Source organism: Streptomyces sp. NPDC019531 (assembly GCF_044903305.1).
Taxonomy (GTDB): domain Bacteria; phylum Actinomycetota; class Actinomycetes; order Streptomycetales; family Streptomycetaceae; genus Streptomyces.
Genome location: NZ_JBJDQL010000042.1, coordinates 1 through 18,287, shown reverse-complemented (window position 1 = coordinate 18,287; position 18,287 = coordinate 1). Strand labels below are relative to the sequence as shown.

The following is an 18,287-nucleotide window of genomic DNA, read 5'->3' as shown; positions in this document are numbered from 1 at the left end:
AGTTAGTTCAACCGGTCGGTACAATCAATAGCTATTGATCGATGCCTACCCCTCATCTACGCTCACTGAATATTCGACCGACCGGTCGAACAAATCATAGCGGGAGCCTGGGCCGCCGGTGCAGCACAGCCCCTGTCACATGGGAGGGCAGATGAGCGGATCGACGAAGGTGCCGGACGTCGACGTCCTGGTCGTCGGAGCCGGCGTCACCGGCATCTACCAGCTGTACCGGGCCCGCGAGGCCGGTTTCTCGGTGCGGCTGATCGAGGCGGGCAGCAGCGTGGGCGGCACCTGGTACTGGAACCGCTACCCCGAGGCCCGCTTCGACTCCGAGAGCTACACCTACGGCTACCTGTTCTCCAAGGAGCTGTGGGAGGAGTGGGAGTGGTCGGAGCGGTTCGCCGGGCAGCCCGAGATCGAGCGCTACTTCAACCACGTCGTCGACCGCTTCGACCTGCGCCGCCACATGGTGTTCGAGGCCAAGGTGACCTCGGCCGTCTTCGACGAAACGTCCGGCACCTGGACCGTGACGACGGACGACGGCACCGAGCACCGCGCGCGCCATGTCATCGCGGCGACCGGCATCCTGTCCGTGCCGTTCATCCCGGAGATCCCCGGCCGGGCCGACTTCCGCGGCGACCAGCACCACACCGGCCGCTGGCCGAAGGAACCGGTCGACTTCACCGGCAAGCGGGTGGCCCAGATCGGCACCGGCTCCAGCGGGGTGCAGATCGTCCCGGCCATCGCGGACGACGTGGACCGGCTGACGGTGTTCCAGAAGGTGGCCGACTGGGCGACGCCGCTGAACAACGCGCCGATCACGCCCGAGGAACAGGCCACCCTCAAGGCCGACTTCGAGTCCATCCGGCACACGCTGAACACCTCGGTGAGTGGGTTCCTGCACCAGATCACCATGCGCTCGGGCCTGGACGACACCCCCGAGCAGCGCCAGGAGTTCTACGAGACGCGCTGGAACGGCCCCGGGTTCACCAAGCTGTCCGAGCACTACTACGACATGACGACCAACCCGACGGTGAACAAGGAGTGGTGCGAGTTCATCGCCGCCAAGATCCGCGACATCGTCAAGGACCCGGACACCGCCGAGAAGCTGATCCCGAAGGACCACGGCTACGGGGGTCGCCGCCCGCCCTTCGTGACCGGGTACTTCGAGGCGTTCAACAAGCCGAACGTCGAGCTCGTCGACATCAACGAGACGCCGATCAACCGCATCACCGAGACCGGCATCGAGACCAGCGACGGTGAGCGGGAGTTCGACGTCATCATCTGGGCGACCGGCTACGACTTCGGCACCGGCGCCCTCAACCGCCTCGGTGTACGGGGCCGTTCGGGCCTGCCGCTCAAGGAGTACTGGAAGGACGGTCCGTCCACGTACCTCGGGGTCGCGGTCGCCGGCTTCCCGAACTTCTTCTTCCCCGGCGGTCCGCACGGCGCGCTCGGCAACAACCCGCGCTACTCGGGCGACCAGGTCGACTTCGTCACCGACGTTCTCGTCCACGCCCGTGACCACGGCCACGACATCGTCGAGGTGACCGCGGACGCCGAGCGGGAATGGACGGACCTGGTCAACGACAGCGCGTCCCAGTCCTCGTTCCTGACGAGCAGTTACTTCTACGGTGCCAACATCCCCGGCAAGCCGGTCCGCCAGCTCCTCAACCCGACCGGTCGGTGGAAGCTCCAGGAGCTCATCAAGGAGGTCGGCGAGAACGGGTACAACACCTTCGCCTTCTCCAAGGCGGTGGCGAAGGACGCCTGAGCGGGACCGAGGGGCCTCGCCGGACGACGGATCGTCCGGCGAGGCCCCTCGGTTTTGGCACCGCTACGGCAGGAAGGTGGTCACCCTCTTCTGGAACCGCCATACGCCGTCGCGCCGGGTCAGCGTGTCGTCGTAGCGGCCGACCAGTTGGACGGCCCAGCCGGCCTCGCCGCGCTGGAGGAACGCCAGGTTGCTCACCGCGGCGGCCTCGTCGCCGGTCACCGAGGTGACCACCGTGTTGGCCGTCAGGTGGAGTTGGGGCTGGGTCGGCGCGAAGGCGGCGAACCCCTCCTTGATGGCCTCCCGGCCCTCGAAGGTGCCGATGCCGGCGATCTCGGCGACGCCGTCGGGCCAGAACAGACCGGCCAGAGCGTCGATGTCGCCGGCGTCCAGCGCCTGCGCGTAGGCGGCGACGGCGGCCTGTACGTCGGCGGTGACCGACGCCTCGATCGATGTGCTCATCTCGCTCCTCAACTTCGGTGGACCGGCTACTGGAAGGTGGTGCCGCGGCGGTGGATGCGCCAGACGCCGTCCTGCCGGCGCAGGGTGTCCTCGTAGTGCCCGACGAGCTGCACCGCCCAACCGGAGTCTCCGCGCTGGAGGAAGGCCACGTCACTGGCGGCGGTCGCCTCGTCGTCGCCCTTCGCGGTGACGACCGTGTTGGACACCAGGTGCAGCTGCGGCCGCGTCGGCTCCCAGGCCTTGAAGGCCGCGCGCAGGGCGTCGTGGCCCTCGATGGGGTCCATGCCGGGCAGTTCCAGCACCGCGTCCGGCGTGTAGAGCTCGACGATGTCGTCGGTACGGCCGGCGTCCTGGGCCTGGGTGTGGGCGCCGATCACGGCACGCACTCCTGCCGCGACCCACGCCACTGTGGATTCGCTCAATTCGTCCTCCAAGATCGAAGCGACTTTCGACCAGTCAGTCTATTGTCAAACAACAGATTTGTTGACCGTTCGGTCCAATCTCAATAGCATGCTGACGGCTGTCAACGGGGACCGTCGCACGAGGAGGCAACATCGTGACCAAGCGTTGGACGCAGCGTCCGCCCGGCTCCACCTGGGGCGACTTCGGCGAGAACGACGAGTTGGGGCGCGTCAACCTGCTGACCCCCGAGAAGGTGCTCCAGGGGGTGCGCGAGGTCGAGCACGGCGTCACCTTCAGTCTGAGCCTGCCGCTCGACTATCCGGGCGGCTCGGCCCTGAACCAGCGCCGCTACCCGCCGATCCTCCGGCCCACCGAGGACCTCCAGCACAAGCAGGACGTCTTCTACAACGTGGTGGCCCGCGAGCAGATCGACCCCTCGCTGATCGACGTGTGGTCCGACGACGTGGTCACGCTGTGGCTCCAGTACTCGACCCAGTGGGACTCCCTGGCCCACCAGGGCGCCGAGTTCGACGCCGACGGCGACGGCGAGGCCGAGCCGGTCTACTACAACGGCTACCGGCCCGACACCGACATCGTCGGACCGCGGGACGACGCCAAGGGCGACGGCAGCGGCAGTGTGAGCTTCGCCCGTCACCTCGGCCTTGAGCACATGGCCGAGCACGGCGTGCAGGGCCGGGGCGTGCTGATCGACATCGCCCACCACCTGGGCACCGACTACCAGCCGGTCAGCTTCAAGCAGCTCCAGGACATCATGGCCGCGGACCACGTGAGCGTGGAGCCCGGGGACATGCTCCTGCTGCACACCGGCTTCGCCACCCAGGTCCTCGCCTGGAACAAGAACCCCGACCCGGTCGCCATCCACCAGACCGCGGCCTATCTCGACGCGGACGACCCCGACCTGCTCCAGTGGATCGCCGACTCGCAGATCTCGGCGCTGATCGCCGACAACTACGCGGTCGAGGGCGTCGCCACCACCCAGGCCCAGGGCCGCCACACCCTGCTCCCGATCCACCATCTGTGCCTCTTCAAGCTGGGTGTCCCGCTCGGTGAGCTGTGGTACCTGCACGACCTCGCGGCCTGGCTGCGCGAGCACAACCGCAGTCGCTTCCTGCTGACGGCTCCCCCGCTGAACCTGCCCGGCACCCAGGGCAGCCCGCTGACACCGGTCGCGACCGTCTGACAGCCCACTTCGACCGCTGTGTCGAGGGCCCCCGGGATCCGTCCCGGGGGCCCTTCGTCGTCGTACGTCCGCTCACACGGCCGCGATCCGCCGTACCGTCTCGGCGATGGTGTCCGGCGAGGGCAGCCACAGCCGCTCCAGCGAGGGCGCGTAGGGCGCCGGGACCGGCGGCGGCGCGACCCGGGTGACCGGTGCGTCGAGATGCCAGAACCCCTCGTCGACGGCGAGGGCGGCCAGTTCGGCGCCGACACCGAAGTCCTTCACCGCCTCGTGCGCGATGACCAACCGGTTCGTCCTGGCAAGGGAGTTCAGGACGGTCTCGCGGTCCAGCGGAGCGATCGTGCGCAGGTCGATCACCTCGACGCTCACGCCCTCGGCGGCGAGCGTCTCGGCGGCGGCGAGGCAGTCCTGGACCATCCGGGACCAGGAGACGAGGGTGACGTCCGTGCCCTCGCGGACCACGCGTGCCCTGCCCAGCGGGACCAGGTGGTCCTCGGCGGGGCGGGGGCCCTTGAGGCCGTACTGGAGCCGGTTCTCGACGAAGATCACCGGGTTCGGGTCCTGGATGGCGGCGCGCAGCAGACCGTAGGTGTCGGCCGGGTCGGAGGGCATCACCACGGTCAGGCCGGGGATGTGGGCGAGCAGTGCCTCCAGGCTCTGGGAGTGCTGGCTGCCCGAGGAGCGGCCTGCGCCGAACTGGGTGCGCACGACCAGGGGCAGCGAGGCCCGGCCACCGGTCATGAAGCGGAGCTTGGCGGCCTGGTTGAGCAGCATGTCGAAGCAGACGCCGATGAAGTCCATGTACATGACCTCGACGACCGGCCTCATCCCGGCCATGGCCGCCCCCACCGCCGTACCGATGACGGCGCTCTCACTGATGGGGGTGTCGCGGACCCGGCCGGGGAAGGCCTCGGCGAGGCCTCGGGTCAGGCCGAAGACGTTGCCGCCGGCGCCGACGTCGATGCCGGCGACGAAGACGGACGGGTCCGCCTTCAACTCGTGTTCCAGGGCGAGGCGGACGGCGTCCATCGAGCGGAAGATCTCACCGGAGGCGGGGGCCGGGGCGGGTTCCGGTACGGCGGTGCGCGGGGCCGCGACGAAGTCGTGCAGGGTCTCCGGGGCGGGCTCGGGCTGGGCGCGCGCCCACTGCACGGCCGCCGCGATCTCCTTGTCGATCTCCTCGTCGACTGCGGCCACGAGAGCCGTGTCGACGCCGGCCACGTCCAGGTGGCGGCGGGCGATGATCAGAGGGTCGCGTTCCTTGGCGGCGGACACCTCCTCGGCGCTGCGGTAGCGCTCGGGGTCGCCCTCGTAGTGGCCGTGCCAGCGGTAGGTCTCGGCCTCGACCAGGACCGGGCCGCCGCCCTCGCGCAGCCGTTCCACCACGTCGGTCAGCATCCCGGCGACGGCCAGGACGTCATTGCCGTCGACGTGGGCGTAGCCGATGCCGTATCCGGCGGCGCGGGCGGAGAGCGGGGCGCGGTGCTGCTCGGAGGCGGGCGAGAACTCGGAGTAGTGGTTGTTCTCGCAGAGGAAGACGACGGGCAGGTCCCATACGGCCGCGAGGTTGACGGCCTCGTGGAACATGCCCTGGGCGACCGCGCCGTCGCCGAAGAAGGCCACGACGACGTCTCCCGCCGCGCGCAGCTTGGCGGCGGTGGCGACTCCGGCGGCGATGGGCAGGCCCGCGCCGACGATGCCGTTGGCGCCGTAGATGCCGAGGCGCGGGTCGGCGATGTGCATGGAGCCGCCGCGGCCGTGGTTGGTGCCCGCCTCCCTGCCCATCAGCTCGGCCATCATCGACGCGGAGTCCAGACCCTTGGCGAGGACATGGCCGTGACCGCGGTGGGTGGAGGTGATGCCGTCGCGTTCGCCGAGGGGCCAGCAGGCGCCGACCGCGGTGGCCTCCTGGCCGATCGACAGATGCAGGAAGCCGGGGATCTCCGTCGCCTTGTACAGCTCGGAGGCCCGCTCCTCGAACCGCCGGATTCGCCTCATCCGCCGGTACATTTCCAGGAGTTGCTCCGCGTGCGCGGACCGTGTTCCGACGCTCGCGCCGGGGAACTGCGGTGCCTGGGTCATGCGCGTCCTCGCAATGCTCGCGCAGATGGCGCGCCCCGCGCCGTCTGAGTCCGTCTTTTAATGTACCGTCTGGTCTAGCAAACAAAAGTGACGATGTCCCGGGACCCGCTGTCCCCCCGAAGCGCTCTCACGGCGCCCGGTGCGGGCCCGGGACGGGGTCGGTTCGACCCGTCGTCCTGTAAGGGGAGAGATGCGATGCCACGACCGCCTGGTCATGGGCCGGACTTCGAGGTCCGCCGTCAGAAGATCATCGACACGGCCGCCGAGCTGTTCGCCCGCCAGGGCTACGCGGCGACGTCCGTCAACGACTTGGGGCGTGCGGTGGGGCTCGCCAAGGGAGCGCTGTACTACTACATCGGCTCCAAGGAGAACCTGCTGATCGAGATCCAGGGGCGGGTGATGAGCCCACTGCTGTCCCGCGCGCGCCAGATCGCCGAGCTCGACGTGGATCCGCTGGTCCGGCTGCGGCTGCTGTCCGAGTCGCTGCTGACGATCATCTTCCACCGGCTCGACCACATCTGGGTGTACGAGCACGACTACCGCAGTCTGACCGGACCGGAGCTGCAGACCCTGCTGGGCCAGCGCTCCGACTTCGAGCATCTGATCACCGGGCTGCTGACGGACGCCGCCGAGCAGGGCAGCTTCCGCATGGTCGAACCGCGCCTGGCCACGCTCCAGTTCCTCAACCTGCACAACCACACCTACCAGTGGGTGAAGCCGGGCGGCCGCTGGGACCCGGCATATCTGTCCGGGGAGTACTGCGCGACCCTGTTCCGCGGTTTCGGCGCCACCGAGGACGACCTCAAGCACACCGAGGAACGGGCGGCGGAGTTCAAGCGGGACCGGCCGGAACTGCCGCTCGACCCCGAGGCGGCCTGGGAGCCGGCTGAGGTCGGAAGCTGATCCGGACCCGCGGTGCGCTACGGCGCACCGCGGGACGCTCGTCATACGCCCTTCACCAGCGCCCGCGCGATGACGTTGCGCTGGATCTCGTTGGTGCCCTCGCCGATCTCCAGGATCTTGGCGTCGGCGTAGAACCGGGAGATCTCCGACTCGCGCACATAGCCGTAGCCGCCGTGGATCTGCACCGCCTCGGAGGCGACACGGTTGGCGACCTCGGAGGCGTACAGCTTGGCCATCGCGGCCTCGGTGCTGTGCGGCCGTCCCTGGTCGGCGAGCCAGGCCGCGCGGTAGACCATCCAGCGGGCGGCCTCGACCTGGGTACCGATGTCGGCGAGTTTGTGGGCGACGGCCTGGAAGTCCGAGAGCGGGCGCCCGAACTGATGGCGTTCGGTGGCGTGCTTGAGGGCCAGCGCGAGAGCCGCCTTGGCCAGCGACAGGCCCAGCGCGGCCACGCTGATCCGGCCCTTGTCCAGCACCGCCAGGAACTGGCGCAGCCCACCGCCCTCCTCGCCGATCAGATGCTCCTCGGGGACCCAGCAGTCGGCGAAGACCAGTTCCCGGGTGTCCATGGCGTGCCAGCCGAGCTTCTTCAGCTTGGGGCCGCAGCTGTAGCCGGGGGTGCCGGTGGGGACGTAGAAGGTCGCGTACTCCTTGCGTCCGTCCGTCCCCTTGCCGGTGGTGGCGAGCAGGGTGACGCCCTGGCTGATGTCGGTGCCGGCATTGGTGATGAACATCTTGGTGCCGTTGAGCACCCAGCCGCCGTCCGCGCGGCGGGCGGTGGTGGCGATGCCGGCGGCGTCGGAGCCCGCGTCCGGTTCGGTCAGGCCGAAGGCGCCTATGGCCTCGCCGCGGGCCAGCGGGGCCAGCCAGCGCTGCTTCTGCGCCTCGGTGCCGTAGGCGAGGAGCGGGAGGGTGGCGATGGTGGAGTGGGCGTTCCAGGAGGAGGCGACCGACTGGTCGGCGGCGCCGAGTTCCTCCATCACCGCGACATAGGAGACCGTGTCGGAGCCCGCGCCGCCGTACTCCTCGGGCACGAGCATGCCCATCAGGCCGAGCTCGCCGAGCTTGGTGAAGACGTGCGTCGGGAAGTGCTCGTTCTCGGACCACTCGGCCGCGTGCGGGGAGATCTCCTTGGCCGCGAACTCGCGGACCATGTCCTGGAGGTCCCGGGTCTCCTCCGGCAGGTCGAAATCCATGTCACAGTCCCTTCGGAGTCAGCAGAACCTTGAGGTGGCGGGCCCGGTCGGCGGCCAGGTCCGCGAAGACCCCGGCTCCCTCCGCGAGCGCGAAACGTCCGGTGATCAGAGGTGCGGCGTCCAGGCGTCCGGTGCTCATGAGGTCGATCACGCGGGGGATGTCGTGGTGGTAGCCGAGCGTGCCGAGCACGGCACGCTCGTAGAAGACGAGCTGACCCATGTCGAACTCGACGTTTCCGTGGCCCACGCCGGCGAGGACGACCCGTCCGCCGCGGCGGACGGTGGCGACGGCCTGGGCGGCGAGCGCGGGCACACCGGTCGCGTCGACGACGACGTCGGGTCCGATGCGGCCGGTCTTCAGGAACAGCTCACGGCGTACGTCGGTCTCGCGCGGGTCGTAGGCGTCGGTGACGCCGAGTTCGAGGAGCCGTTCCCGTCGTTCTTTGAGCGGTTCGCTGACGTAGAGCCCGGCGGCGCCCGCAAGTTTCGCCGCGAGGACCACGGCGAAGCCGATGGGGCCGCCGCCGACGACCAGGACGTTGTCGCCCGGCCGCACTCCCCCACGCGTGACGGCGTGCAGGCCGACGGCGAGGGGTTCGGCGACGGCCGCCATCTCGTCGGAAACGTTGTCGGGCAGGCGGGCCAGGCCGGCGATCGGGACGGTGACACGGTCGGCGAAGGCGCCGGCGGAGGCGAGTCCGACCGAGCCGCTCCTCGGGCAGATGTGGTACTCGCCGCGGACGCACCAGTAGCAGACACCGCAGCGCCATACAGGGTCGGCGGTGACGCGGTCGCCGATCTCGATGCCGGGTACTTCGGCGCCCAACGCGAGGACTGTGCCGCTGAGTTCGTGGCCCAGGGCGAGGGGTGGGGCGGCGCCGGTGAGGGGGTGCGGGCCCTCGCGGATCATGTGGGGGCCTTCGAGGTATTCATGGAGGTCTGTGCCGCAGACTCCGCACCAGGAGACTTCCACGACTGCCTCGTGCGGCTGCGGCTCGGGCGGGTCGGGGAGTTCTTCCAGGCGTAGGTCCCGGGCTCCGTGCCAGCGCAGTGCCTTCACTTCTCCACCCCTTGCGTGTCATGCGACATCTGTGGTTGCCGCCATGTGTCGTCGGTCGGCTGCGGCGTCGTTGTGGCTGGTCGCGCCCACGCGGCGGAGCCGCAAATCGAAACAGCCCCGCGCCCCTTAGGGGCTCTTGAAGTGGGCCTTGCCCGGGCCGTGCTCCAAGAAGGAGCGGATGCCGTGGGTTGCGTCCTCTGTGCCGAACACCGCTGTGAACAGGGAGCGTTCGAGGGCCAGGCCGGCGGACAGGCTTGCGTCGGCGCCGTGGTCGACTGCCTCCTTGATGGCCTCCAGTGCGGCCGGTGGGCCTTCGGCGAGCTGTCGGGCATAGCCGAGCGCGGTGTCGAGGACCGCGTCCGCGGGGACGACCTCGTCGACCAGACCCAGTCGCAGCGCCTCCTCCGCGCTCACCCGGCGGCCCGTCATCAGCAGGTTCTTCGCCCGGGACGGGCCGATCAGGCGGACCAGGCGCTGGGTGCCGCCCGAGCCCGGCATGATGCCGAGCTGTACCTCGGGCTGGGCGAGGACCGCGTCGGCGGCGGCCACCCGGTAGTCGGCGGCGAGGGCCAGCTCCATGCCTCCGCCGAGCGCGTACCCGGTGACGGCCGCTACGACCGGCATGGGCAGCCGGGCGATCTCGTCGAAGGTCCGCTGCAACGCGCGGTTCCAGCCCCGGACCTCCTCGGGCCCCATCGCGGACAGCGCCTTGATGTCCGCGCCGGCCGCGAAGAGCCGCTCCCCGCCGTAGAGCACCACAGCCCGTACGCCCCGGGCGTCCGCCAGCTCGCGCGCGCGGGCGGCCAGCTCCTCGCGCTGGTGGTCGTCGAACGCGTTCATCGGCGGGTTGTCCAGGCGGACCGTGACGACGGGTCCGTCGGTGTCGAGGCGGATACGTGGCACGAGGCCCTCCTCGTCTGCGGGAGCGGCATCGCCGATGGCCGGACGGGTTGTCGCTCGACTCGCGTCGTCGTAGAGTGCGGACAGGTTTTATAGACCAAGAGGTACACTAAATCTTGGGAGCGAGCAACCGACCGGTCGGGACATTCCTGGCCGCCGAGCCGAGAGAGTTGCCGTGCACAATTTCGCGAGCATCCTCGATTACCACCTGTCCCAGCGACCCGAGGCCGTGGTCGTGGTACCGGAGAAACACCACGTGACCGTGCGTGAGCTGCATGAACGGGTGAACCGGCTGGCCGCGGGACTGGCCGGTCTCGGGGTCCGGCGCGGTGACGTCGTCGGCCTGCTGCTCTACAACCAGCCGGAATTTCTGGAACTGGTGTACGCGGCGGGCCGGCTCGGAGCGGTATTCCTGCCGCTGAACTACCGGCTGTCCGAGGACGAATGGCAGTACATCCTGGGGCACGCGCAGGCGAAGGTCCTGGTGACGGAACCGGAGTTCGGGCCCGCGGCGGACCGGATGGCCGCGCACCTGCCGGACCTGGAGCACCGCGTCCAGGTCGGAGGGGAGGCCGTGAGCGAGCCGTGGACCGGTTACGAGGAACTGCTCGCCCGGCACCCGGGCGCACGGGTGGAGCCCGTCGAGGTCGGGCCGGAGGACCTACAGCGCCTGATGTACACGTCCGGCACGACGGCCCGTCCCAAGGGCGTGTGCATCACGTACGGCAATGTGCAGGCGAAGAACCTGGCCCACATCGTCCACTTCGGGCTGACCGCGGCGGACACCACGCTGGTCTGCGGGCCGCTGTACCACGTGGGCGGCCTCGACATGCCGGCCCTGGGCGTGCTGTACGCGGGCGGACGGGTGGTCCTGCAGCGGAAGTTCGATCCGGTGGGCGCCCTGCGCGCCATCGAGGAACACCGGGTCACCAATGTGTGGCTGGCGCCCGCGATGGTCAACGCCGTGCTGGAGGTACCGGACCGCGACTCCTACGACACCACCTCCGTGCGGTTCGTCCTGGGCGGCGGCGAGAAGACGCCCGAGCCGGTCCTGCGGCGGATCATGACGGCGTTCCCCAACGCCTGGTTCGCCGACGCCTACGGCCTCACCGAGACGGTCTCCGGCGACACCTTCCTCGACCGTGAGCACGCGCTGTCCAAGCTGGGCTCGGTCGGGCGTCCCGTGCCGCACACGCGCGTGCGGATCGTCGACGACACCGGCGCGGAGGTCCCGGCGGGGGAACTGGGTGAGATCACCCTGCACGGTCCGAAGGTCTTCGCGGGCTACTGGCGGGACGAGAAGGCCACCGCCGCCGCCCTCAGGGACGGCTGGTTCCACACCGGGGACATCGGCCATGTCGACGAGGAGGGCTTCCTCTACATCGACGACCGCAAGAAGGACATGATCGTCTCGGGCGGCGAGAACATCGCCACCCCCGAGGTCGAGCGCGTCCTGTACGAACATCCCGCGGTGCTGGAGGCCGCGGTGGTGGGTCTGACGCATCCCCGGTGGGGCGAAGTGCCGCGCGCGTTCGTCGTGTTGCGGTCCGGGACGGACGCCGGGCCGGAGGAGCTGCGGGAGTTCTGCCGCGCTCGCCTGGCCAAGTTCAAGGTGCCAGCCCGCTTCGACTTCGTCGACGAACTGCCCCGTACGCCGTCGGGCAAGGTCCTCAAACGGACCCTGCGCGACCTTCCCGTCGAGGAGGGTTCATGAGTGACCTGCGGCTGGACCGGAAGACCGTGTGGGTGACGGGAGCCGGTAAGGGGCTCGGCCGTGCGATGGCCGTCGCCCTGGCCCAGGCGGGCGCGACCGTCGCGGTGACCGCGCGCACCGCGCCGGACCTGGAGCGGCTGGAGTCCGAACTCGCCGGGGACGGCGGCAAGGTGCTGGTCGTGCCCGGTTCGATCGCCGACTCCGACGCGGTGCGGGACATGGTCGATCGGATCACCCAGTGGACCGGCCGACTGGACGCGGTCGTCAACTGCGCCGGGATCAGCCCGCACTTCACCCGCAGCGAGAAGGTCACCGACCGGGACTGGCGGCAGGTCATGGACGTCAACCTGCAAGGCACGTTCTACTGCTGCCGCGAGGCCGGCAAGGTGATGCTGGAGCAGCGCTCGGGCTCGATCGTCAACGTCTCGTCCGTGCACGCCAGTACCGGCTTCGAGCGGATCGCCGCCTACGCCGCCAGCAAGGGCGGGGTCGAGGCGCTCACCCGGGCCCTCGCGGTGGAGTGGGCCGATCGCGGGGTGCGGGTCAACTCCCTTGCCCCCGGCTACTTCCACACCGACCTCAGCTCCGGGCTCCTGGACAGCCGCTGGGGCGAGCGGATCGTGAGCTCCACTCCCCTGGGCCGGGTGGGCGACGCCGACGAACTGGGCGGGGCCGCGGTGTTCCTCGCCTCGGACGCGTCCCGGTTCGTGACGGGGACGACGCTCACGGTGGACGGGGGCTGGACAGCCCGGTGAGCGGTCACGGGCCCGGGGTGCAGCAGGCTGCACCCCGGGCCCGGGTGTGTGCTCCCTCGTCGCGAACCAGCGGTTCCAGAAGAGTTTCGGGTTCCGGCGTGGGCCGGGCCGCCGCTCTGCAGTTCGCGGGCGAAGGCGCGCAGGTGCTGCTCGCCGACCGCGACAAGGAGGCCGTCGTCGGGCAGATGGTCGGCTTCTTCGGAGGTGTGGCCGTCCTGGTGCACACCTCCGGGATCACCGACCTCATGTCGGGGCCCGCAGACACCGACGACGCCGAGTGGCGGCGCGTCCTGGAGGTGAACCGCACCGCGCCGTTGCTGCCGACCCGGGCCGTCCTGCCACACATGCCGGCCGAGGAACACGGCGTGACCCTCTTCGCGGCGTCCGAGGCCGGGGTCCGCGGCGGTGCGGCGGACGTGGCCCGGACCACCGCTGAGCACGGCGTCCGGGGTCTGGTGAAGTCCCTCGCCGTGATGTACCGCCGGGCACGGGAGCCGGGCGAACGCCGTCACCACCGGCACCGGTCCGCCGGTCGGCGCGGACCCCGAGCCCACGGCCCCGGCGTCCTCCCGCCCTGCCTCGGTCTGTCCGGCAGGGCCGCGGATCCGGACGAGCAGGCCGCCGTCATGCTCTTCCTCGCCTCCGAGGACGCCTGCCGCATCAACGGGGTCGTCCTGCCGGTCGACAACAGGGCGGTCGGCGGTCTGACGTGGTCACCGTGGTCGTAGAAGCACCCCTCCGTCATCCGTGCCGCGCCCCGCCCACCGGAAGCACTCCGCCGGGCCGCGGCACGTACCGCAGCGACTCCGGTAGCTCCCGGTGGTACGGCTGGGCCGCGCCGAAGAGTTCGTCGGAGATGGACCGTACGGCGTTCACGACCAGAGGTGCGATGCGTTCCACCGCGGAGCCGCTCTCGCCCACCGCCGAGATCGCCGCCACCGGTCCGTCCGGGCCGCGGATCGCGAGGCCGACGCAGGCGATGTCCGGGAAGCACTCGCCGCGTTCGACGGCCAGGCCGTTACGGCGGCGCACGGCGCCCAGTTCGCGGTGCAGGGCGTCCAGCCGGCCGAGGCTCTGCGGGGTGCGACGCTCGATCACCTCGCCGTAGCGGGCGTCGATCTCCTCGGGACTCAGCCAGGCGAGCATCGCCTTGCCGAGCCCGGTGCAGTGCGCGACCTCCCGGCCGCCGACGCGGGACGGGATGTCGACCGCGGCCCGGCCGCCGACCTTGTCGAGGTAGTAGATCTCGGAGCCGTCGAGCACCGCGAGATGCACCACCATCTTGGTGCGCACGGCCAGTTCGAGGATCTGGGGCGCGGCGGCGGCACGCACGGTGCTGTGGCCGATCTCCCGTCCGCCCAGGCCCAGGGCCCGGGATCCGAGCAGATAGCCGGACAGGGTGTGGTGCAGCCAGTCGAGCCGGACCAGTTGGTCGAGTATGCGATGAGTCGTCGAACGGGGCAGCCCGGTACGGCGGGAGACCGTCTCAAGCGTCAGGCGGGTCTGTGGACGCTCGAAGAGGTCCATGATCAACGTCACGCGCTCCATCATCGACGGCGGGAGCGCGTGCCGTTCGGCCTCGGTTCGCGGATCAAGGCGAAGGACAGACGTCATCGTCGGTGCCTCTCTGCTAAAACTGAAATCTATTTCAGTTTGGCGCCTGCGCCAAGGTACCAACCCTCCGCTCGCGGACCAAGACGTGTGCACGACCGGATTCGCACGGACATGAGTCGGCGCGGGCCGACGCACCGGCCCGCGCCTCGCCTTCCGCCGTACGTCAGGCCGCCCCGCCCACGTACGTCAGGCCGACCCGCCCACGATGTCGAGCACCGCGAGATACCCGAAGGCGAGGCTGGAGCCGATCGGCGTGCCCGCGCCGGGGTACACCCGCCCCGACATGGCCGCCGCGGTGTTGCCGGTCGCGTACAGCCCCGCGATCGGCCGGCCGTCCGGGCGCAGCACCCTGGCGTGCTCGTCGGTCTTCAGGCCGCCCTTGGTGCCGATGTCCGACGGGACGATGGTCGCGGCGTAATAGGGCGCGGTGTCGATCGGCAGCAGCAGCTGGTTCGGGAAGCCGGAGACGACCGTGGCTTCGAAGTTCTGCCGCGGGTCGGCCGGGAAGGGGACGATGTGCTGGAACATCTCGTCCCACGGTGTCTCACCGCGATGGAACCTCTCGTCGACGCCGGTGTGCGCGTAGCTGTTGAACTCCTTGACCGTCCGGTCCAGCGCGTCGAACGGCACGTCGATCAGGCGCGCCAACTCCTCAAGGGTGTCGGCCTTCTTGAGGGCGCCGGACTCCAGCCACTCGGCGGGCGGCGGTTCGGCGGGCGGGAAGCCGATGCCGTCCCGGTCGAACTGCCGCTGGTCGAACACCCAGTGGCAGGGGATGTGCCGGACACCGGTGCCGACGTGGAGGCGGACGATCTCGTGGCCCGCCTGGTCATAGGGGCGCGTCTCGTTGACGAAGCGCTCGCCCGCGCCGTTGACCCAGATCCCGCCGCGCGTACCGGTGTGGAAGACCGGGAGGCCGTCCGGCCGGACCAGCCCCGGGACGAACCAGGCCTCGTCGAGCAGGTCGGTGTCCGCGCCGACCGCGATGCCCGCCTTCAGCGCGTCACCGGTGTTGGCCGGGGCGCCGTTGGACCACTCGCCGCTCAACCGCTGGTGCCGCTCGCGCAGTTCACGGTCGCGCTCGAAGCCGCCGGCCGCGAGGAGCACGCCCCGCTCGGCGCGGAACCGGACGCGTTCGCCCTCGCTGACGGCGTCCACGCCGACGACCCGGCCCTCCTCGACGACGAGGTCCTGCAGCGCGGTGTTGATGCGGAGCGTGCCGTTGCCGGTCTCCAGGAACGCCGCGAGTGCCCGGCCGATGAGCGCGCGGCCGCCGCTGACGACGGGGCCCTCGTCGAAGCCCCACCGCTCGGTGGGCAGGGAGCGGCGGACGAGGTCGAAGCGCTCCCCGAGTTCGTCGACCGGCAGAGGTGGCGGGAAGACGGTCCGTCCCGCGGGTGTGCTGCCGGGGCTGTCCGCGTAGTACTCGGGGACGGGCCCGTGCATGAACGACTGGAACCAGGGGTTCTGTTCGAGCTCGTCGATCAGGCGCCGGCCGGCGTCCAGGTAGGCGTCCTGGTGCTTCTCGCGTGAGCTGTCGGCGACGACACCGCGCAGATAGGTGCGTGCGTCCTCGACGTCGTCCTCGATGCCGGCCCTCGCCAGGGGTGCGGAACCGGGGAACCACAGGCCGGCTCCGGAGTAGGCGACCGTGCCTCCCACCGCGCCGGTCTTCTCGATCACGAGCGTGCGCAGTCCGCGCGATGCCGCCACGTAGGCCCCGACCAGGCCGCCGCCCGATCCGACGACGATGACGTCGTAACTGCCGTCGCTGTTGGTGTCGTTGGTCATCCTTGACCTCCTCCTGTGGTCCCGACGGTCCCAGCAGGGTCATGGGGCATCGGTCCGCGAGTCCCGGTGAGCGGAACGCCGCATGGCTGTGATCAGCGGCGACCACCCACGCTGGGGCCACCACGAGTTGAGGATGCGGATGACAGACGTTGGGACTTCGATGACCGTCGCGAACCGTGAGACAGCCGTGGCCGCAGCGGCCGGACGACTTGCCAGGGCCGCCCGGGAGCGGCGGCCCTGCGGACCCGTGCGGGACCTGCTCGGCCCGACCGACATCGGCCTCGCCTACGCCGTCCAGCAGCGGATCGTCGACGACCGGATCGCGCGCGGCGCACGGGTCGTGGGCCGCAAGATCGGTCTGACCTCGGAGTCTGTGCAGCGCCAAGTGGGCGTCGACCGGCCCGACTTCGGCGTGCTGCTCGACGACATGGACGCCACCGGTCTGCCGGCCGTACCCAGCGAGCGGCTGTTGCAGCCGCGGGCCGAGGCGGAGATCGCGTTCGTCCTCGCCGCGGATCTCGACTGCGAGGACGGCGACGACCTCGATGTCGAGCGGGTCCGGGCGGCCGTCGGCCATGCGGTGGCCGCGCTGGAGATCGTGGACAGCAGGGTGGCCGACTGGGACATCGCCATCACGGACACGGTCGCCGACAACGCGTCCAGCGGCATGTTCGTGCTCGGCCGACAACAGGTCGCGCTGGGGGACTTCGAGCCCCGGGACGTGACGATGCGGCTGTACGCCGACGGCGTGCTCGCGTCCGAGGGCGACGGCTCGGCCTGTCTGGGCGACCCGCTGCTGGCACTGCTGTGGCTGGCGCGGACCGCCGTGGAGTACGGCGCTCCGCTGCGCGCCGGGCAGGTGGTGCTCTCCGGGGCCCTGGGGCCGCTGGTCCCGACGCCGCCCGGAGTGACCGTACGGGCGGAGATGTCGGGCCTCGGTTCGGTCACCGCGACGTTCTCACCCAAGGAATCCAAGGACCAGGGATGACGAAGACCAAAGTGGCCGTGATCGGTTCCGGCAACATCGGGACCGACCTGATGATCAAGATACTGCGGCTCTCCGACACGCTGGAGATGGCCGCGATGGTGGGCATCGACCCGGACTCGGACGGACTGGCGCGCGCCGCGCGGCTGAAGGTGCCCGTGACGCACGAAGGCGTGGACGGGCTGATCCGGATGGCGGGCTTCGACGACATCGACATCGTCTTCGACGCCACCTCGGCGAAGGCCCACATCGAGAACGCCAAGCGGCTGGCGCCGTACGGCAAACGCCTGGTGGACCTGACTCCGGCGGCGATCGGACCTTATGTCGTGCCGCCGGTGAACCTGGACGAACACCTGGACAACGGCGACAACGCTGTCGGCAATCTCAACCTCGTCACCTGCGGTGGCCAGGCCACGATTCCGATCGTGCATGCGGTCGTCCGGGTCACCGAGGTGCCCTACGCCGAGATCGTCGCGTCCATCGCCTCGAAGTCGGCCGGGCCGGGGACCCGGGCCAACATCGACGAGTTCACCGAGACCACGTCCGCCGCGATCGAGCAGGTCGGCGGTGCCGGGCGGGGCAAGGCGATCATCGTGCTCAATCCGGCCGAGCCGCCGCTGATCATGCGGGACACAGTGTTCTGCCTGATCGGTGACGCGGACCAGGAGGCGGTGCGCGCGTCCGTCGAGGACATGGTCGCCGCCGTGGCGGAGTACGTGCCCGGCTACCGGCTCAAGCAGCGGGTGCAGTTCACGCCGATCGCTCCCGACGAGCCGGTCCACACCCTGCTGCCCGAGGGCGCTCCCCCGGTGACCACCAAGGTCACCGTCTTCCTGGAGGTGGAGGGCGCCGCCCACTACCTGCCCGCCTACGCGGGCAACCTGGACATCATGACCTCGGCCGCCCTGCGGGTCGCCGAGCGCGTCGCGAACCACTCCGAGGTGACCCGATGACCGAGCTCTATGTGCAGGACGTGACACTGCGGGACGGCATGCACGCCATCCGGCACCGGATCACCCCGGAGTTCGTGTCCAAGATCTCGGCGGCGCTCGACCAGGCCGGAGTGGACGCCATCGAGGTCGCCCACGGCGACGGTCTGACCGGCGGCAGCCTCAACTACGGGCCGGGCAGCAACACCGACTGGGAGTGGATCGAGGCGGCCGCCGAGGCCGTCGACCGGGCGGTGCTGACGTCCCTGCTGCTGCCGGGCATCGGCACCATCGCGGAGCTGAAGCGGGCCTTCGCGCTCGGGGTGCGGTCGGTGCGGATCGCCACGCACTGCACCGAGGCGGACGTCTCGGCCCAGCACATCGCCACCGCGCGGGAGTTGGGCATGGACGTCTCGGGCTTCCTGATGATGAGCCACATGGCCCCGCCGGAGAAGCTGGCCGAGCAGGCGAAGTTGATGGAGTCCTACGGCGCCCACTGCGTGTACGTCACCGACTCCG

At 70.3% G+C, this 18,287-nt stretch carries 16 protein-coding genes and 1 pseudogene; 9 read left to right on the top strand and 8 right to left on the bottom strand.

Annotation, left to right across the window (positions count from 1 at the left end; genetic code table 11):
- Positions 1-151 precede the first annotated feature (151 nt).
- Positions 152-1,774: a flavin-containing monooxygenase gene (locus ACI2L1_RS34985; protein ID WP_404743443.1), complete on the top strand. Its 1,623-nt coding sequence runs from the start codon at positions 152-154 to the stop codon at positions 1,772-1,774.
- 63 nt (positions 1,775-1,837) lie between these two features.
- Here ACI2L1_RS34985 and ACI2L1_RS34980 read toward each other — a convergent pair whose 3' ends face one another.
- Together ACI2L1_RS34980 and ACI2L1_RS34975 are read right to left on the bottom strand one after the other, a co-directional pair.
- Positions 1,838-2,236: a nuclear transport factor 2 family protein gene (locus ACI2L1_RS34980; protein WP_404743442.1), complete on the bottom strand. Its 399-nt coding sequence runs from the start codon at positions 2,234-2,236 to the stop codon at positions 1,838-1,840.
- A gap of 26 nt (positions 2,237-2,262) precedes the next feature.
- Positions 2,263-2,658, bottom strand: a complete 396-nt coding sequence (locus ACI2L1_RS34975; protein WP_404743441.1) for a nuclear transport factor 2 family protein — start codon at positions 2,656-2,658, stop codon at positions 2,263-2,265.
- A 134-nt stretch (positions 2,659-2,792) separates the two neighbouring features.
- Between ACI2L1_RS34975 and ACI2L1_RS34970 the strand changes: the two genes are divergently transcribed.
- On the top strand, positions 2,793-3,839 hold the full coding sequence (locus ACI2L1_RS34970; RefSeq protein WP_404743440.1) for a cyclase family protein: 1,047 nt from the start codon (positions 2,793-2,795) through the stop codon (positions 3,837-3,839).
- 72 nt (positions 3,840-3,911) lie between these two features.
- Here the strand turns inward: ACI2L1_RS34970 and ACI2L1_RS34965 are convergent, their stop codons facing one another.
- Positions 3,912-5,921, bottom strand: coding sequence for a pyruvate dehydrogenase complex E1 component subunit beta (locus ACI2L1_RS34965; protein WP_404743439.1), 2,010 nt, complete (start codon positions 5,919-5,921; stop codon positions 3,912-3,914).
- A gap of 195 nt (positions 5,922-6,116) precedes the next feature.
- Here ACI2L1_RS34965 and ACI2L1_RS34960 point away from each other — a divergent pair, with 195 nt between their 5' ends.
- A complete protein-coding gene (locus ACI2L1_RS34960) occupies positions 6,117-6,824 on the top strand; it encodes a TetR/AcrR family transcriptional regulator (protein ID WP_404743438.1) in 708 nt (235 codons plus the stop codon).
- A gap of 41 nt (positions 6,825-6,865) precedes the next feature.
- On the opposite strand, the gene ACI2L1_RS34955 is transcribed toward ACI2L1_RS34960, so the two are convergent.
- The 3 genes from ACI2L1_RS34955 to ACI2L1_RS34945 all read right to left on the bottom strand — a co-directional run bounded on the left by ACI2L1_RS34955 (position 6,866) and on the right by ACI2L1_RS34945 (position 9,983).
- Entirely contained in the window at positions 6,866-8,020 is a 1,155-nt protein-coding gene (locus ACI2L1_RS34955; RefSeq protein WP_404743437.1) for an acyl-CoA dehydrogenase family protein, read from the bottom strand.
- A 1-nt stretch (position 8,021) separates the two neighbouring features.
- Positions 8,022-9,080: a zinc-binding dehydrogenase gene (locus ACI2L1_RS34950; protein WP_404743436.1), complete on the bottom strand. Its 1,059-nt coding sequence runs from the start codon at positions 9,078-9,080 to the stop codon at positions 8,022-8,024.
- 126 nt (positions 9,081-9,206) lie between these two features.
- The gene (locus ACI2L1_RS34945) at positions 9,207-9,983 is read right to left on the bottom strand and encodes an enoyl-CoA hydratase/isomerase family protein (RefSeq protein WP_404743435.1); all 777 of its coding nucleotides are present in this window, start codon (positions 9,981-9,983) and stop codon (positions 9,207-9,209) included.
- 172 nt (positions 9,984-10,155) lie between these two features.
- Between ACI2L1_RS34945 and ACI2L1_RS34940 the strand changes: the two genes are divergently transcribed.
- From ACI2L1_RS34940 to ACI2L1_RS34930, 3 genes are all read left to right on the top strand, one after another.
- A complete protein-coding gene (locus ACI2L1_RS34940) occupies positions 10,156-11,694 on the top strand; it encodes a long-chain fatty acid--CoA ligase (protein ID WP_404743434.1) in 1,539 nt (512 codons plus the stop codon).
- Entirely contained in the window at positions 11,691-12,449 is a 759-nt protein-coding gene (locus ACI2L1_RS34935) for an SDR family NAD(P)-dependent oxidoreductase (RefSeq protein ID WP_404743433.1), read from the top strand. The genes ACI2L1_RS34940 and ACI2L1_RS34935 overlap by 4 nt, the downstream gene beginning before the upstream one ends.
- A 98-nt stretch (positions 12,450-12,547) precedes the next feature.
- The gene (locus ACI2L1_RS34930) at positions 12,548-13,177 is read left to right on the top strand and encodes an SDR family oxidoreductase (RefSeq protein ID WP_404743432.1); all 630 of its coding nucleotides are present in this window, start codon (positions 12,548-12,550) and stop codon (positions 13,175-13,177) included.
- Between the two features lie 13 nt (positions 13,178-13,190).
- Here ACI2L1_RS34930 and ACI2L1_RS34925 read toward each other — a convergent pair whose 3' ends face one another.
- Together ACI2L1_RS34925 and ACI2L1_RS34920 are read right to left on the bottom strand one after the other, a co-directional pair.
- On the bottom strand, positions 13,191-14,000 hold the full coding sequence (locus tag ACI2L1_RS34925) for an IclR family transcriptional regulator (RefSeq protein ID WP_404743511.1): 810 nt from the start codon (positions 13,998-14,000) through the stop codon (positions 13,191-13,193).
- A gap of 249 nt (positions 14,001-14,249) precedes the next feature.
- On the bottom strand, positions 14,250-15,854 hold the full coding sequence (locus ACI2L1_RS34920; RefSeq protein WP_404743431.1) for an FAD-binding protein: 1,605 nt from the start codon (positions 15,852-15,854) through the stop codon (positions 14,250-14,252).
- Between the two features lie 160 nt (positions 15,855-16,014).
- Here ACI2L1_RS34920 and ACI2L1_RS34915 point away from each other — a divergent pair, with 160 nt between their 5' ends.
- The 3 genes and pseudogenes from ACI2L1_RS34915 to ACI2L1_RS34905 all read left to right on the top strand — a co-directional run.
- Entirely contained in the window at positions 16,015-16,842 is an 828-nt protein-coding gene (locus ACI2L1_RS34915; protein WP_404743430.1) for a 2-keto-4-pentenoate hydratase, read from the top strand.
- Positions 16,839-17,792, top strand: a complete 954-nt coding sequence (locus tag ACI2L1_RS34910) for an acetaldehyde dehydrogenase (acetylating) (RefSeq protein ID WP_404743429.1) — start codon at positions 16,839-16,841, stop codon at positions 17,790-17,792. The genes ACI2L1_RS34915 and ACI2L1_RS34910 overlap by 4 nt, the downstream gene beginning before the upstream one ends.
- Positions 17,789-18,287: pseudogene (locus ACI2L1_RS34905) on the top strand (4-hydroxy-2-oxovalerate aldolase); the annotation flags it as partial. The gene ACI2L1_RS34910 and the pseudogene ACI2L1_RS34905, both read left to right, overlap by 4 nt.

Bases quoted from the DNA above. Each gene is read 5' to 3' on its own strand.
- ACI2L1_RS34985 (WP_404743443.1), top strand. From the start codon at position 152: ATGAGCGGATCGACGAAGGTGCCGGACGTCGACGTCCTGGTCGTCGGA.
- ACI2L1_RS34980 (WP_404743442.1), bottom strand. From the start codon at position 2,236: ATGAGCACATCGATCGAGGCGTCGGTCACCGCCGACGTACAGGCCGCC.
- ACI2L1_RS34965 (WP_404743439.1), bottom strand. From the start codon at position 5,921: ATGACCCAGGCACCGCAGTTCCCCGGCGCGAGCGTCGGAACACGGTCC.
- ACI2L1_RS34960 (WP_404743438.1), top strand. From the start codon at position 6,117: ATGCCACGACCGCCTGGTCATGGGCCGGACTTCGAGGTCCGCCGTCAG.
- ACI2L1_RS34955 (WP_404743437.1), bottom strand. From the start codon at position 8,020: ATGGATTTCGACCTGCCGGAGGAGACCCGGGACCTCCAGGACATGGTC.
- ACI2L1_RS34935 (WP_404743433.1), top strand. From the start codon at position 11,691: ATGAGTGACCTGCGGCTGGACCGGAAGACCGTGTGGGTGACGGGAGCC.
- ACI2L1_RS34925 (WP_404743511.1), bottom strand. From the start codon at position 14,000: ATGATGGAGCGCGTGACGTTGATCATGGACCTCTTCGAGCGTCCACAG.
- ACI2L1_RS34920 (WP_404743431.1), bottom strand. From the start codon at position 15,854: ATGACCAACGACACCAACAGCGACGGCAGTTACGACGTCATCGTCGTC.
- ACI2L1_RS34915 (WP_404743430.1), top strand. From the start codon at position 16,015: ATGACCGTCGCGAACCGTGAGACAGCCGTGGCCGCAGCGGCCGGACGA.
- ACI2L1_RS34910 (WP_404743429.1), top strand. From the start codon at position 16,839: ATGACGAAGACCAAAGTGGCCGTGATCGGTTCCGGCAACATCGGGACC.